Here is a 13,854-nt window from a genome sequence, read left to right on the forward strand (position 1 = left end):
CGTGGCCCAGAAGCTCAACGGACGCCCACGTAAAACGCTCGACTGGGACAGCCCAGCCGAGCGTTTACGTGATCTACTTCTAAGCACCTAACAACCCAAGGTGTTGCAACCACCCCCAGAATCCGCCCCCCTCTTTCGGGCAGTTTCTGCAATCTCGGGGGTTAGGGGAGCGCAGCCCGGCTTTCGCGGTGGTGGCGCACATAGCCGAACACAGCCACCGCCGTTGAGATCAGGGCAGAGAGTGCCAGGCCCAGCCACAGGCCCACGTTGAGGGCAGCGGCCCCGGCCACGGCTCCGGCCAGGATCAGCGAGATGGCCAGGGCACGGCGGACCCAGAACTTGCTGTCTCCGCCGGCCAGCCGCGAATCCGATGCCAGCCCGGTGATGGTGGAGGTGACGACGACAGTGGTGATCTCAGCGACCTTCAGCCGTTTGGCAGTGGCCGCCTGGATTCCCATGGCCGTAGCCATTGAAGAGGTGGTGATGCTGCCCAGGACTTCATTGGCCTGTACGTCCACCACAGCGGTGAAGACAGCAAGAAGGGTAATCCATCCGGCAACGACCATCACAGCCACAGACACCCGCCAGGACCAGCCTTCCGGTCCGCGGCGCAGCATCCGCCCGGCCAGCGCGGCGCCGAGCATAAAGAACACCAGCGCCAGGGCGGGACGGAGGACCGGCAGGTCTGCGCCCCCTGCGAAGGCCATGCCCAGCAGCACCACGTTGCCGGTCATGTTGCCAGTGAAGACGTTGTCCAGGCCCAGGTAGCCAACGGCGTCAATCACCCCGGTGGAAAAGGTCAGCGCCAGCATCAACCAGAGATGCACCCGGTCAGTGGGCACGACATTGAGGCGTTTCATGGGCTTCCCTTTCCTCGGCGATCCCGCCTAATGTATACGAAACGAACAGAGACGTGACTTTTGTATTCAATATGGGTTCAACGCGTCGCATCTCCGACCGCATAACGAAAGCGAAGCCATGTCCTTCACTGAACCCTGCACCTTTACTACCAGGCCCACCCTGCAGGGGACGTTCGGGATGAGCGCTTCCACGCACTGGCTCGCCACCGCCGCCGCGCAGTCAGTACTTGAACGGGGCGGAAACGCCTTCGACGCCGCCGCAGCGGCAGGATTCGTCCTGCACGTTGTGGAGCCGCACCTGAACGGTCCCGGCGGTGACCTCACCGGAGTCTTCGCCACGGCGGAGAACCCGGCCGAGCCGGTGGTCCTGATGGGACAGGGAAGCGCACCGTCCGCAGCCACCCGCGAACACTTCCTGGCCGAAGGCCTGGAGCTGGTCCCCGGGTCCGGGGCCCTCGCCGCTGCCGTTCCGGCCGCCGTCGACGCCTGGCTGCTGCTGCTGCGCGACCACGGCACCTGGGAACTGGGAGATGTACTGGCCTACGCAGCCGGCTATGCCAGTGACGGTCACCCGGTACTGGCCCAGGTGGGCCGGACCGTTGGACAGGTTGCCCGGCTGTTCCAGGAACACTGGCCCACCTCGGCCCAGCTGTGGATGCCGGAAGGCCGCCCGCCGGCCGAAGGTGAAATGATCACCAACCCGGCCTATGCCGCCGTGCTCCGGCGGCTCGCCGAAGCCGGGGACGGTGCCGGCAGCCGTGAAGAACGGATCGACGCCGCCCGCCGGGAATGGAGCACGGGCTTCGTCGCCCGGGCTGCCGCAGACTTCGCCGCCAAACCGCACCGCCACTCCTCCGGAACAGACCATGCCGGAGTGATCACCGAGGCGGACTTCGCGGCTTCCGAGGCCGGCTATGAACCGGCTGTCACGTTTGAGTTCCGCGGCTACACCATCGCCAAGACCGGGCCCTGGGGCCAGGGTCCGGCGCTGCTGCAGACCCTGGCGATCCTGGACGGTTTCGCCGATGAATACCTGGACCCTTCCACCGAGCTGGGCATCCACACGATCCTGGAGGCGCAGAAACTCGCAATCGCCGACCGCGAGGCGTACTACGGGGACAGCCACGTGCCGCTGGAGTACCTGCTGAGTGAACAGTACGCGGCGCAGCGCCGGGAACAGATCACCCCGCTGGCTTCGCTGGATTTCCGGCCCGGGACCGTCCCCGGCCACACGCCGTTCCAGCCTCCGCTGCGCACCGAGTATGTGCCCCCGGCACTGGCGGGCGACGCCGATGCGGCCGGAGACGGAACGGGTGAACCAACCGTCTCGCCTACCGGGGAAACCCGCGGCGATACCTGTCACGTGGATGTGGTGGACCGCTGGGGCAACATGGTTTCCGTGACTCCGTCCGGCGGCTGGCTGCAGTCCTCCCCGGCAATCCCGGAACTCGGCTTCTGCCTGGGAACCCGGCTGCAGATGACCTGGCTGGAAGACGGAGCGCCGTCCACGCTGCAGGCCGGGAAGCGGCCGCGGACCACGCTGACGCCCACGCTCGTCCTCAAGGACGGACAGCCGGTGGCGGCCCTCGGCTCACCCGGCGGGGACCAGCAGGACCAGTGGCAGCTGCTTTACCTGCTGCGCACCATCGTCGGCGGCTACACCCCGCAGCAGGCCATCGACGCCCCGGCGTTCCACACCACATCCCTGCCGGGCTCCTTCTGGCCCCGTACCTGGACACCGGGCGGCGCCGTCGTTGAAGACCGGCTGGGCACCGAGGTCATCGAAGCGCTGGCAGACCGCGGACACGTCATCACCCGGGCAGGGGACTGGGCGCTGGGGCGGCTCTCCGCCGTCGTGCGGGATCCGCAGACCGGCGTGCTGATGGCCGCCGCCAATCCGCGCGGGGCACAGGGCTATGCCGCAGGCCGCTGAGACACCGGGCGAACGGAGCATCAGCGTACGGATCCGGCAGGACATCATCCGCGGCGAACTGGCGGCGGGAGCCAAGATCACCGAAGCCGCCCTGGCCGCACGCTACGGCTCGTCCAGGGTTCCGGTCCGGGAGGCGCTGAGGGCGCTCGCAGCCGAGGGGTTCGTCGAATCCCGGCCCTACGCAGGGTCCCGGGTCGCCCGCCTGGAACCCGGGGAAGCCGGGGACCTGTTCGATGTCCGGGAAGCGGTTGAAGGCGCGACGGCGCGGCGCGCGGCAGAGCGTGCTGCGCGGCAGGCGTCCGCCGGCGCACCGGATCCCGCGTGGTGGACCGCACGCCGCCGGCTGGGGGAGGTCCTGGCGTCGGGCGACGCGGCTGCCGCCGAAGGGCGGCTGGACGCACTGCCGGAACTGAATCTTGCCTTCCACTCAGGCATCGCAGAGCTGGCAGGCAGTGCGTCCCTGCAGGCGCTGCTGGCCCAGCTGGCCGGCAAGATCGAGTGGCTCTACGCCTCTGACGTAGGGTTCCGCGGACGGGACTCCTGGTCTGAGCACCACCCGATCCTGGCGGCGGTCGACGCCGGCAGCGCGGCAGAAGCGGAGGCCCTGATACGGGCCCACATCCGGCGTTCAAAGCAGTCCTTCCTGCGCCGTTTTGCGGACTGAACCCGGGCGCATCAGGGCAACCGTTCCGTCGCCGGAACGGGGAATCTATAGTGCCTTGTAGGGGGATCCTCCTACCGTGAGCGGGGCACTTAGCAATGGCCAACATCACCACCAGACCAGTCACCAAGCTCGGGGTCGTCGGGGCGGGAAGCGTGGGCACTGCGCTGGCCTATGCAGCCCTCATCCGCGAGGCAGCCCGGGAAATCGTCATCTATGACATCGACGGAACGCGTGCCGAAGCAGAAGCGCTGGACCTCTCCCACGGCACCCAGTTCACCGGTGCCAACACCGTGGCGGGCGGAGGCCGCATTGAAGCAATGGCCGGGTCCGACGTCATCGTCGTGACCGCCGGGGCGAGGCAGAAGCCGGGGCAGAGCAGGCTGGACCTGGCCGCTGCCAACGTGCGCATCATGGAAACCCTGATGCCGGCGCTGATGGAACAGGCGCCCGAGGCGGTCTACATCCTGGTCACCAACCCGTGTGATGTGCTGACCGTGGCGGCGCAGAAGATCACCGGGCTGCCGCCGAACCGGATCTTCTCCTCCGGAACCGTGCTGGACACCTCACGGCTGCGGCTGCTGGTGGCGCGGATGGCGCACGTGCTGATGAGCAGCGTGCACGCCACCATCATCGGCGAGCACGGGGACAGCGAGTTCCCGGTCTGGTCCAGCGCCACCATTGGACCAGTCCCGATCCGTGAATGGACCATCAGCGGCCGCCAGGTCTTCACGGATGAAGTCCTTGCCTCCATAACCGACGACGTCGTCAACGCGGCGTACAAGGTGATCGAGGGCAAGGGTGCCACGAACTATGCGATCGGCCTGGCCGGAGTCAGGATCGTGGAAGCCGTCTTCCAGGCGGAAAACGCCGTCCTGCCGGTCTCGGCCCTGCTGCGCGGGGTTCACGGCCTCTCCGGCGTCGCGCTGTCCCTGCCCTCTATCGTGGGCTCCGGCGGCGTGTACAAGATGCTGGAGATGCCCTTGGACGAGCGCGAAGAGCAGCTGCTGCAGGACTCCGCGGAGACCCTGAAACAGAACCTGGCATCCCTGGGTATCTAGGAACCGGCTCCGTCGCGCGCCATCTGCAGTTCTGGGCGTGCGGAACCCGGGCCGGACGGCGGCACCGGCTCTTCCGCCAGCGCGCCGTAGGTGTCCGGCCGGCGGGACTCCAGGAAGGGAAAGAGCTCCAGCCAATGGGAACGCTGGTCGAGTTCAAGGTCCGCCACCAGCACTGCTGACTCATCCCGAGGGGCCTGCACCAGGATGCGCCCGTACGGGTCGCAGATGAAAGAGGAGCCGTAGAAGCTGAGGTTTCCCTCGTTGCCCCAGCGGTTCGGCACCACCATGAACAGCCCGTTGGCGATCGCGTTTCCCACAATCACTTTTTGCCACAGCGGCTGGGTGTCGAAATCCGGGAAGTCCGGTTCCGAGCCAATGGCTGTGGGATAGACCAGCACCTCGGCTCCGGCCAGTGCGTAGAGCCGGGCGAGCTCCGGGAACCACTGGTCCCAGCAGGTGGGCAGGCCAAGCCGGGCGCCGTCGAGCTCCGCCACCGTATGCACCGGGTACGCGTCCCCGGCCACCGGACCGGGCCGGAAGTACCGGTCTTCGTGATAACCCTCCGACACCGGGATGTGCAGCTTCCGGGTCCGGCCCAGCAGCTGGCCCTCGGGGGAGACCAGGATTGCCGTGTTCAGGCCCAGGCCGTCCGGCCCGTCTGCCCGTTCAAACAGCGAGGCATGGACGCAGACGTCGTGCCGGCGGGCGGCCTCCGCCGCGAACGCGAAGGTCGGCCCGCCGGTCAGGTCCTCTGCCGGTTCTTCAGGGCCGCCGTCCGGCACGGTGTCAGCCGGGTAGCGGGACAGGGTCAGCTCGGGCAGGAACACGGCCTCGGCCCCCTGGTCCGCTGCCCGGGCAATCCCGTCATTGAGCTCGGCCCGGAGCGCCTCCGGGTCCGGCTGCCATCGGTGCTGGACCACCCCCACCCGGACAGACGGCCTGGACCTCGACGCCGTGGTGGCGGCCGGTGAGCGCAGCGCACCGGTACGGGTGATTTCTATCATGGGAAACCTCCGGGAAAGGGGTGCGGTAGGCGGCGCTGCTTTTTCCTTGTGGGGTCAGCGCTCCTTGAAGACCGTGTCCTGCCATTCCTTGTGGGCGGCAGCGTCGCGGCTCATCATCACGTGCTTGACGTTGGTGTATTCCTCGAAGGAGTACACGGACATGTCCTTGCCGAAGCCGGAAGCCTTGTAGCCTCCGTGCGGCATTTCGGACACGATCGGAATGTGGTCGTTGACCCAGACGCAGCCGGCCGCAATTTCCGCGCTGGCCCGCAGCGACCGGTTCAGGTCACGGGTCCAGGCGGAGGCCGCCAGTCCGTAGGGGGTGTCGTTCGCCAGGGCAATGCCCTCGTCGTCGGTATCGAACGGCAGGGCAGTGAGCACTGGACCGAAGATCTCGTCCTGCACAATTTCGGAGTCCTGCGCGGCGCCGGTGATGAGGGTGGGACGGTAGTACGCGCCTGCTGCGAGGTCGCCGCCCGGGGCTTCGCCGCCGGCCAGGATCCGGGCACCGGATTCGCGGGCCCGGTTCACGAACCCGGCCACCTTGTCCCGGTGGGCGTGGCTGATCAGCGAGCCCAGGTCGGTGTCCGGGTCGGTGGGATCGCCCACGACGACGGCGTCCATGAGTTCGGCGACCCGTGCGGTGAAGGCCTCGAACAGCGGAGCCTGGATGTAGGCGCGGGTCGCGGCGGTGCAGTCCTGCCCGCCGTTGATGATCGCCCCGGCTACCGCGCCGTGGGCGGCTGCTTCGAGGTCGGCGTCGTCGAATACCAGGAACGGTGCCTTGCCGCCAAGCTCCAGGTGGACCCGCTTGGCTGTCTGCGCCGCCATGGCCATGATCCGGCGCCCGACGGCGGTGGATCCGGTGAAGGAGGTCATCACGACGTCGGGGTGGGTCACCAGGGCCTCGCCCGCCACGGGACCGGATCCGGTGACAACGTTGATGACGCCGTCGGGAATCCCTGCCGTAGCGGCAGCCTCGGCGAAGATCAGGGAAGTGCCCGGAGTGAGTTCGCTGGGCTTGAGCACGATGGTGTTGCCCGCGGCGATGGCGGGAAGGATCTTCCATCCGGCCATCTGCAGCGGGTAGTTCCACGGCGAAATTGAACCGATCACGCCGATCGCTTCGCGGCGGATCATGGAGGTCCCGCCGGCGCCGTATTCGCCCGCGGCCAGGCCGTGGAGCTGGCGGGCGGCCCCGGCGAAGAAGGACACGTTGTCAACGGTGCCCGGCACATCGAACTCCGTGGACATCCGAATGGACTTGCCGGTCTGGGCGGTCTCCAGTTCGGCCAGTTCGGCGGAGCGTTTGTCCAGCTCGGCGGCCAGCGCCAGCATTGCCTCAGACCGCTCACCCGGGGTGCGGCGTGACCAGCCCGGGAACGCGGCCTTGGCGGCGGCTACGGCGTCGTTGACGTCCTCGGCGTCTGCGTAGCGCAGCGTTTCGGCGGTTTCGCCTGTGGCCGGATTGATCCGTTTGGCTTCCTCGCCCCGGCCCTGCCGGTAGCTGCCGTTGATGAAGAGGTGTCCTTCGGAAAACTGGTGCATTTCTAACTCCGTGAAAGTGGTGTGCGGTGCTGGTGGCGGGCGGGCAGGAAGTGCCCGGCTAGGAGGTGAGGTAGACCTTGCGGAGCGTTTCGGTGACCGTCCAGCGGGTGCGGGTTCCGGCGGCGAGGCGCATGAGGGTGTGCGGGGTGAGCTCTGCCGCGGACTCTGCAGTGCCGTCCTCGGCAAGGAACTCGACCGTCGCAGATCCGGAGAGGACCAGGAAGACCTCGTCTGCTTCGGTGTCGTACATGCCGCCTTCGGTCATTTCCCAGATGCCCAGGCTGACTCCGCCGAAACTGCCCAGCGGGTGCAGCCCGGTGGCCGGGGTCCCGGACGCGATGGCCTCGGCGGGGACCGGCTCACGGACAAGTTCCAGGGCTTCGGGCTGCACGGGAACGCCGGCGGGCAGCGAGGTGAGGGTGCTCATGAATCGAACCCCATCCCTACTGCGTCCATGACCTTCAGCCACGGGCCGCGACGGCCCTGCCGGCGGTCGGCCCGGACCATGGCCGCGGTGGTGATCTTCACGCCCAGCCAGGCCACCGGTTCGGGTGGGAAGGGGAGCGGTTTGCGTTTGACCATCTTCAGTTCCGTCCGTTCAGTCTTTTCGCCACTCAGCAGGTCCAGCATGACGTTGGCGCCGAAACGGGTGGCACCCACTCCCAGGCCGGTGTAGCCGGCGGAGTACGCAACCTTGTCCCCGTAGGCGGTGCTGAAGAAGGCGAAGAAGCGGCTGCACGTGTCGATCGCTCCGCCCCAGGCATGGCTGAAGCGCAGGTCGGCGAGCTGGGGGAACGTGGCGGCAAAGTGTGCGGCGAGCCGTTCGTAGGTGGCCTGCCGGTGCTCGTACTCCGGCTTCATGCTGCGCCCGTAGTTGTAGACCGCGTCGTAGCCCCCGAAGAGGATGCGTGCAGCGCCGTCGCGGTCCGTGGTCAGCCGGTAGTAGTGGAACCGGTTGTTCAGGTCGCTGAGTCCCTGCCGGTTGTGCCAGCCAATTTCGGACAGCTGTTTCGGGGTCAGCGGCTCGGTCATGAGTGCATAGTCGTAGACCGGTACGGTGAACAGCCGGGTGCGCTTGAGCAGCGAAGGAAAGACGTTGGTGGCAAGGGCCACGCGGGCGGCCGTGAGTGTTCCGCCGTCTGTCAGGACACGGACTTTGCCGCCGGCGTTTTCAAGGTCCCGTACCGGAGTGTTCTCGAAAATCTCGACGCCGGCTTCAAGGGCTGCGCGCTGCAGGCCCCAGGCCAGCCGGGCCGGGTTCACCAGCGCGGTGCCGGTTCGGTCCCAGAGGCCCGCGAGGTACAGCGGGGAGTCGACTTCCTTGCGCACTGCTTCCCGGTCCAGGAACACCAGGTCCGGGTTCGCGGGGTCGGCTTCCTCGGCCAGCCACTGGACCTGGTGCTCCTCGGTGGCCACGGAAAGGCTGCCGGTGAGCTCGAAGCCGCAGTCGATGCCGTACCGCTCCACTGTCTCGGCGATTTCGCGCAGGTTTTCGCGGCCCAGCCGGTCCAGGTGCTCGGCTTCGTCCGGCAGGTGCTTGATCCCGTTCGCTTCGCCGTGGGTCAGGGAGGATTCGCAGAACCCGCCGTTGCGGCCCGACGCTGCCCAGGCAATGCGGGAACCCTCCAGCAGCACTACGCGCCGGTCCGGGTTCCGTTCCTTGGCCATCAGTGCGGTCCACAGTCCGGTATAGCCGCCGCCTACGACGGCGAGGTCAGTCTCAGCGGCACCGGAAAAGGCCGGCAGCGCGGCGGGCCGGTCCGGGTCATCCAGCCAGTAGGCTTCCCGGGCGGCTCCGGCGAGGGCCTTTGCAGCACGCGGTCTCCCGTACTGGTTCTCGGCGAGGTCGTAAACGGTCATCATGGTGCGGTCCTTTGAAGTACTGCTGCGCCGGTATCGGCGGTGGAACGGATAAAGACGGGTTCTCCGGCGGCCAGGACAATCTCGCTTTGAAGCGAGGACAGCTCAGCCGGGTCCAGCTCGAAGGGGTTGGCCGAGTGCACGGCCAGGTCAGCCGGAGCGCCCGGCACAAGGGTCCCGCCGGCGGCACGGTTCAGCCAGGCGGATCCGGAGGTATAGGCGGCCAGGGCGCTGTTCAGGGTCAGCGCCTGGGCGGGGAGCAGCGGCGGGGCATCCGGATAGTCAGGATGGGACCGGTTGACGGCCACATGGATCGCCTGCCAGGGATCCGGGCTGGAGACGGGCCAGTCGGATCCCATGGCCAGCCGGGCACCCGCCGCCTCCAGCCCAGCGAACGGGTACTGCCAGCCGGCACGTTCGTCACCGAGCAGCGGAACGGTGAGCTCGCGCATCTGGTCGTCGTTGCAGGCCCACAGTGCCTGGGCATTCACCGTGACGTCCAGGTCGGCAAACCGGCCGATGTCGCCGGGATGGATGATCTGCAGGTGGGCCATGTGGTGCCGGCCCGCCGAGCCCGGGTTGGCGGCCCGTGCGGCGGCAACGGCGTCGAGCCCGGTACGGACTGCCCGGTCTCCGATCACGTGCAGGTGCAGGTCGAAACCGGCGGCGTCCAGGGCAATGGAGACAGCCGTGAGGACTTCGGGGGAGAGGTAGAGCAGGCCGCGCTCATCCGCCGGGGCATCACCCGCACAGGCACAGGGACGCAGGTAGGGATCCAGCATGGCGGCGGTGTAGTTCTCCGGAACCCCGTCCACCATGATTTTGGCGCTCGTGGTGGGAAAACCGGCGGCGGCGTTGGCTGCACGGCGTTCCCTGAACTCCTGAACGAGTGCCGGAACGGAGTCCACGGTGGTGTCCCGGGGGACCCAGAGCGCACCGGTGGCCCGGCCTTTGAGGGTTCCGGCCCCGGCAAGGGAACGGTATGCCGCCGACGCGTCAGGGTAGCCGCCGTAACTGCCCAGGATCGCTTCCTGCCAGCCGGTGACGCCCATGGAGAAGAGGTGGTCCTGGGCGTGGAGGATGCCGTCAGCGAGCAGCTGGCCGGTGACCGGAGGCAGTACACGGGCCACCAGGTCCATGGCCCCCTCATGCAGGGTTCCGGACGGGAATCCGTCCGGACCGCGCTCGATGCGCCCATCGGCAGGATCAGGGGTCGAGGCATCGATGCCCGCCAGTTCCAGGGCGCGGGTGTTCACCCAGGCACTGTGGTGGTCGCGGTTGATCAGGTAGACGGGACGGTGGGGAGCGACGGCGTCGAGGATGTGCCGGTCCGGGTAACCGCCGGGAAAGTCGCCTTTGTACCAGCCGCCGCCGGTAACCCAGCCTTCCGGGTTGTCCGCCGCGGCCGGCCGGCGGGCGTGCTCGGCGATCCGCGCCAGGCAGGCTTCGGCGCCGCTGAGCTCGGCCAGGTCGCAGCCCAGGCGTTCCACGCCGGCGTAGGCGGCGTGGATGTGGGCATCGGTGAAGCCCGGGGTGACCAGCCGTCCGGCCAGGTCCTCCGTCTCGGTGGCGGGCCCCGCCAGGGCCCTTAGCTCTGCGTCCGTCCCCACGGCTGAGACGGCGCCGCCGGACACGGCCACGGCAGTGGCTCCGGGAACCAGGCGCCGGCCGTCAAAGACCGCGCCGGAATGGAAAATCCATTCGATCTGTGGCACAAAAACCTCGTAATTCCACTTTTGGTCGTTTTCGGTCTAGCCCAGCGCTATTCCGGACCCGGCATTTAAATGAATGCCATTCACTGGTAACGACTGTTCTTATAAAACGGGAGCCCCGCAGGCTTGTCAACGGTGAGGGTGAAGTTGGTGCAACTGTTTACGGGCGCGAAACACCGCGGTTCCACGGATTCGCATCCGGTCAGTATTGGCCGCATTCCCTGCGCAAAACCGGCAGCGGGATCCGCAGGGATCCCGCTGCCGGACGCGTGCCGCGGGGCTGGGTGCTACTCGGTGTAGCCGTCAGCGATCGCCATGACTTCGTCGAGGATGCCAAGCCCGGTGCGGGCGTCTTCCTCGGTGATGTTCAGCGGCGGCACCACATGGATGCGGTTGAAGTTCGCGAACGGGAGGAGCCCGCGTTCCTTGCTCGCGGCGATCAGTTCATTCATCGCCGGGCTGGAGCCGCCGTACGGTGCCAGCGGTTCGCGGGTTTCGCGGTTCTTGACGAACTCGATGGCCCAGAAGGCACCCGTTCCGCGGACTTCGCCCACGCTGGGGTGCTTCTGCGCCAGTTCTGCCAGGCCCGGTCCAAAGACGGTCTCGCCGAGCCGGGCTGCGTTTTCAACCATGCCTTCCTCGCGCATGGCGTTGATCGTGGCCACGGCAGCGGCACAGGCCAGCGGGTGTCCGGAGTAGGTCAGCCCGCCGGGGTAGGGCGAATTGGCGAACGTGGCCGCGATCTCATCCGAGATGGCCACGCCGCCCAGCGGCACGTAGCCGGAGTTCACGCCCTTGGCGAAGGTGAGCAGGTCGGGCTCCACGCCGTCCGCATGCTCTACGGCGAACCACTTGCCGGACCGGCCAAAGCCGGCCATGACCTCGTCGGCAATGAACATGATTCCGTACTTGCGGGTCAGTTCCCTGACACCGGCAAGGTAGCCGGGCGGGGGAATCATGATGCCGGCGGTTCCCGGGATGGACTCAAGCACCAGGGCTGCGAAGGCTCCCGGGCCCTCGAGCAGGATGAGCTGTTCCAGGTGTTCCAGCGCACGCTGGACTTCCTCTTCCTGTGTGGCGGCGTGGAACTGGCTGCGGTACAGGAACGGAATGTGGAAGTGCACGGTTCCGGAGGTGCCGTAGTCGTTGGGGATCCGGCGCGGGTCACCCGTGACGTTTACTGCCAGTGCCGTGCCGCCGTGATAGGAGCGGTAGGCGGAGAGCACCTTATAGCGGCCGGTGTGCAGGCGTGCCATCCGGATGGCGTGCTCAATCGCGTCGGCGCCGCCGTTCGTGAAGAACACTGTGTCCAGGTTCCCCGGGGTCAGCTCGGAGATCAGCCGTGCCGCTTCGGACCGGGCATCGTTGACGTACTGCGGGGCAACGGTGCACAGCTTGCCGGCCTGCTCCTGGATCGCCGCCACCACCTTGGGGTGCTGGTGGCCAATGTTGGTGTTGACCAGCTGGGAGGAGAAGTCCAGCAGCTTCCGGCCTTCCCCGTCCCAGACCCAGGACCCTTCGGCACGGGTGATGGTCATCGGGTTGATCTGCTTCTGTGCGGACCAGGAATGGAACACGTGCTTGCGGTCCAGTTCCCAGGCGCGGCGTCCTGCGGCCAGTTCCTCTTCGGTGACTGCCGGTTCGGCGGTTGTGCTCATGATCGGATCCTTCCTGGGACTTAGGCGTTCTGCGGGAAGCCGAGGTTCAGGCCGCCGTGGCTCGGGTCGAGCCAGCGGGTGGTGACAACCTTGCCGCGGGTGAAGAAGTGCACGCCCTCGGTGCCGTGGGCATGGGAATCGCCGAAGAGCGAGTTCTTCCAGCCGCCGAAGGAGTAGTACGCCATGGGAACGGGAATCGGAACGTTGATGCCGACCATGCCCACCTGGACTTCGTTCTGGAAGCGTCGGGCGGCACCGCCGTCGTTGGTGAAGATCGCGGTGCCGTTGCCGTACTGGTTGGCGTTGATCAGGGCAAGCGCTTCGTCGTAGCTTTCGGCGCGGACCACGGAGAGCACGGGGCCGAAGATTTCGTCGGTGTAGATGGACATGTCCGGGGTGACGTGGTCGAACAGGGTCGGGCCGAGGAAGAAGCCCTCGCCGTCGGCGTCCGCTTCCACCTTGCGTCCGTCCAGGACGACGGTCGCTCCGGCGGCTTCGCCGGCGTCGATGTAGCTTGCCACCTTGTCGCGGTGGGCGGAGGTGACCAACGGGCCCATGTCGGTGCCGCGCAGGCCGTCGCCAATGCGCAGGGTGCGGGTGCGCTCGGCGATCTTGGCAACGAGCTCGTCACCGACGGGTCCGACGGCGACCAGGGCTGAGATGGCCATGCAGCGCTCGCCGGCGGAACCGAAGCCGGCGTTGACCGCGGCGTCGGCAGCCAGGTCCAGATCGGCGTCGGGCAGGACGATCATGTGGTTCTTGGCGCCGCCCAGGGCCTGGACGCGCTTTCCGCTGGCGGTGCCTTCGCGGTAGACGTACTGCGCGATCGGGGTGGATCCAACGAAGGACACGGACTTGATGTCCGGGTGGTGCAGCAGGGTGTCCACCGCAACCTTGTCGCCGTGGACCACATTGAAGACGCCGTCCGGCAGGCCGGCTTCCTTCCAGAGCTCGGCGATCCAGTTGACCGCCGTCGGGTCCTTCTCGCTGGGCTTGACCACCACGGTGTTGCCGGTGGCAATCGCGACCGGGAAGAACCACATGGGAACCATGGCCGGGAAGTTGAACGGGCTGATGATGGCTGCGGGTCCAACCGGCTGGCGGATGGAGTGCACGTCCACCTTGGTGGAGGCGTTCTCCGTGAAGCCGCCCTTGAGCAGGTGCGGGATGCCGCAGGCGAATTCGACGACTTCCTGGCCGCGGCTGATTTCGCCCAGTGCGTCGTCGAGGACCTTGCCGTGCTCGGCGGTGATGATTGCTGCGAGTTCGGGCTTGCGGGCGTTGAGCAGTTCGCGGAAGTTGAACAGGATCTGCACCCGGCGGGCCAGGGAGGTGTCGCGCCAGGCCGGGAAGGCCGCGGCCGCGGCTGCAACGGCTTCGTTGACGGTTTCCTCACTGGCCAGGGCAACCTGGGAGGTGGTCTTGCCGGTGGCCGGGTTGGTCACGTTGGCGAGGCGGGTGTCTGCCGGTGCCGTGAAGGCGCCGTTGATCCAGTGCTGCGTGGTCTGCACGTTCTGCTCCTTGGCGTAGATGGTGGGGCTGGACACCATTCAAGAC

The 13,854-nt window shown here is 67.4% G+C and carries 11 protein-coding genes; 3 read left to right on the forward strand and 8 right to left on the reverse strand.

The window, feature by feature from the left end; translation table 11 throughout:
* Positions 1-161: 161 nt before the first annotated feature.
* The gene (locus tag NGB94_RS09395) at positions 162-860 is read right to left on the reverse strand and encodes a YoaK family protein (RefSeq protein WP_325790362.1); all 699 of its coding nucleotides are present in this window, start codon (positions 858-860) and stop codon (positions 162-164) included.
* Between the two features lie 118 nt (positions 861-978).
* On the opposite strand from NGB94_RS09395, the gene NGB94_RS09400 reads away from it, so the two are divergent.
* The 3 genes from NGB94_RS09400 (at position 979) to NGB94_RS09410 (ending at position 4,515) form a co-directional block, all read left to right on the forward strand.
* On the forward strand, positions 979-2,793 hold the full coding sequence (locus tag NGB94_RS09400) for a gamma-glutamyltransferase family protein (RefSeq protein WP_325790363.1): 1,815 nt from the start codon (positions 979-981) through the stop codon (positions 2,791-2,793).
* On the forward strand, positions 2,777-3,457 hold the full coding sequence (locus NGB94_RS09405) for a GntR family transcriptional regulator (RefSeq protein ID WP_325790365.1): 681 nt from the start codon (positions 2,777-2,779) through the stop codon (positions 3,455-3,457). Before NGB94_RS09400 ends, NGB94_RS09405 begins: the two co-directional genes overlap by 17 nt.
* A 95-nt stretch (positions 3,458-3,552) precedes the next feature.
* Positions 3,553-4,515 (forward strand): L-lactate dehydrogenase, encoded by a 963-nt coding sequence (locus NGB94_RS09410; RefSeq protein WP_325790366.1) that lies wholly within the window; start codon positions 3,553-3,555, stop codon positions 4,513-4,515.
* On the opposite strand, the gene NGB94_RS09415 is transcribed toward NGB94_RS09410, so the two are convergent.
* The 7 genes from NGB94_RS09415 to NGB94_RS09445 all read right to left on the reverse strand — a co-directional run bounded on the left by NGB94_RS09415 (position 4,512) and on the right by NGB94_RS09445 (position 13,808).
* Entirely contained in the window at positions 4,512-5,519 is a 1,008-nt protein-coding gene (locus NGB94_RS09415) for a nitrilase-related carbon-nitrogen hydrolase (protein WP_325790367.1), read from the reverse strand. The genes NGB94_RS09410 and NGB94_RS09415 overlap by 4 nt on opposite strands.
* A 54-nt stretch (positions 5,520-5,573) precedes the next feature.
* Positions 5,574-7,067 (reverse strand): gamma-aminobutyraldehyde dehydrogenase, encoded by a 1,494-nt coding sequence (locus NGB94_RS09420; RefSeq protein ID WP_325790368.1) that lies wholly within the window; start codon positions 7,065-7,067, stop codon positions 5,574-5,576.
* A 58-nt stretch (positions 7,068-7,125) separates the two neighbouring features.
* On the reverse strand, positions 7,126-7,494 hold the full coding sequence (locus NGB94_RS09425; protein WP_325790369.1) for a cupin domain-containing protein: 369 nt from the start codon (positions 7,492-7,494) through the stop codon (positions 7,126-7,128).
* Positions 7,491-8,930, reverse strand: a complete 1,440-nt coding sequence (locus tag NGB94_RS09430; RefSeq protein WP_418910631.1) for an NAD(P)/FAD-dependent oxidoreductase — start codon at positions 8,928-8,930, stop codon at positions 7,491-7,493. Before NGB94_RS09430 ends, NGB94_RS09425 begins: the two co-directional genes overlap by 4 nt.
* Positions 8,927-10,642, reverse strand: a complete 1,716-nt coding sequence (locus NGB94_RS09435) for an amidohydrolase (protein ID WP_325790370.1) — start codon at positions 10,640-10,642, stop codon at positions 8,927-8,929. Before NGB94_RS09435 ends, NGB94_RS09430 begins: the two co-directional genes overlap by 4 nt.
* Before the next feature lie 284 nt (positions 10,643-10,926).
* Positions 10,927-12,297: an aspartate aminotransferase family protein gene (locus NGB94_RS09440; protein ID WP_325790371.1), complete on the reverse strand. Its 1,371-nt coding sequence runs from the start codon at positions 12,295-12,297 to the stop codon at positions 10,927-10,929.
* A gap of 20 nt (positions 12,298-12,317) precedes the next feature.
* Entirely contained in the window at positions 12,318-13,808 is a 1,491-nt protein-coding gene (locus tag NGB94_RS09445; RefSeq protein ID WP_325790496.1) for a CoA-acylating methylmalonate-semialdehyde dehydrogenase, read from the reverse strand.
* Between the last annotated feature and the right edge of the window lie 46 nt (positions 13,809-13,854).

Source organism: Arthrobacter koreensis (assembly GCF_035792275.1).
In the GTDB taxonomy this organism is placed as follows: Bacteria; Actinomycetota; Actinomycetes; order Actinomycetales; family Micrococcaceae; genus Arthrobacter_B; species Arthrobacter_B koreensis_A.

Coding starts and splice junctions, on each gene's coding strand:
- NGB94_RS09420 (WP_325790368.1), bottom strand. CDS start 7,067: ATGCACCAGTTTTCCGAAGGACACCTCTTCATCAACGGCAGCTACCGG.
- NGB94_RS09395 (WP_325790362.1), bottom strand. CDS start 860: ATGAAACGCCTCAATGTCGTGCCCACTGACCGGGTGCATCTCTGGTTG.
- NGB94_RS09430 (WP_418910631.1), bottom strand. CDS start 8,930: ATGATGACCGTTTACGACCTCGCCGAGAACCAGTACGGGAGACCGCGT.
- NGB94_RS09425 (WP_325790369.1), bottom strand. CDS start 7,494: ATGAGCACCCTCACCTCGCTGCCCGCCGGCGTTCCCGTGCAGCCCGAA.
- NGB94_RS09400 (WP_325790363.1), top strand. CDS start 979: ATGTCCTTCACTGAACCCTGCACCTTTACTACCAGGCCCACCCTGCAG.
- NGB94_RS09415 (WP_325790367.1), bottom strand. CDS start 5,519: ATGATAGAAATCACCCGTACCGGTGCGCTGCGCTCACCGGCCGCCACC.
- NGB94_RS09410 (WP_325790366.1), top strand. CDS start 3,553: ATGGCCAACATCACCACCAGACCAGTCACCAAGCTCGGGGTCGTCGGG.
- NGB94_RS09440 (WP_325790371.1), bottom strand. CDS start 12,297: ATGAGCACAACCGCCGAACCGGCAGTCACCGAAGAGGAACTGGCCGCA.
- NGB94_RS09405 (WP_325790365.1), top strand. CDS start 2,777: ATGCCGCAGGCCGCTGAGACACCGGGCGAACGGAGCATCAGCGTACGG.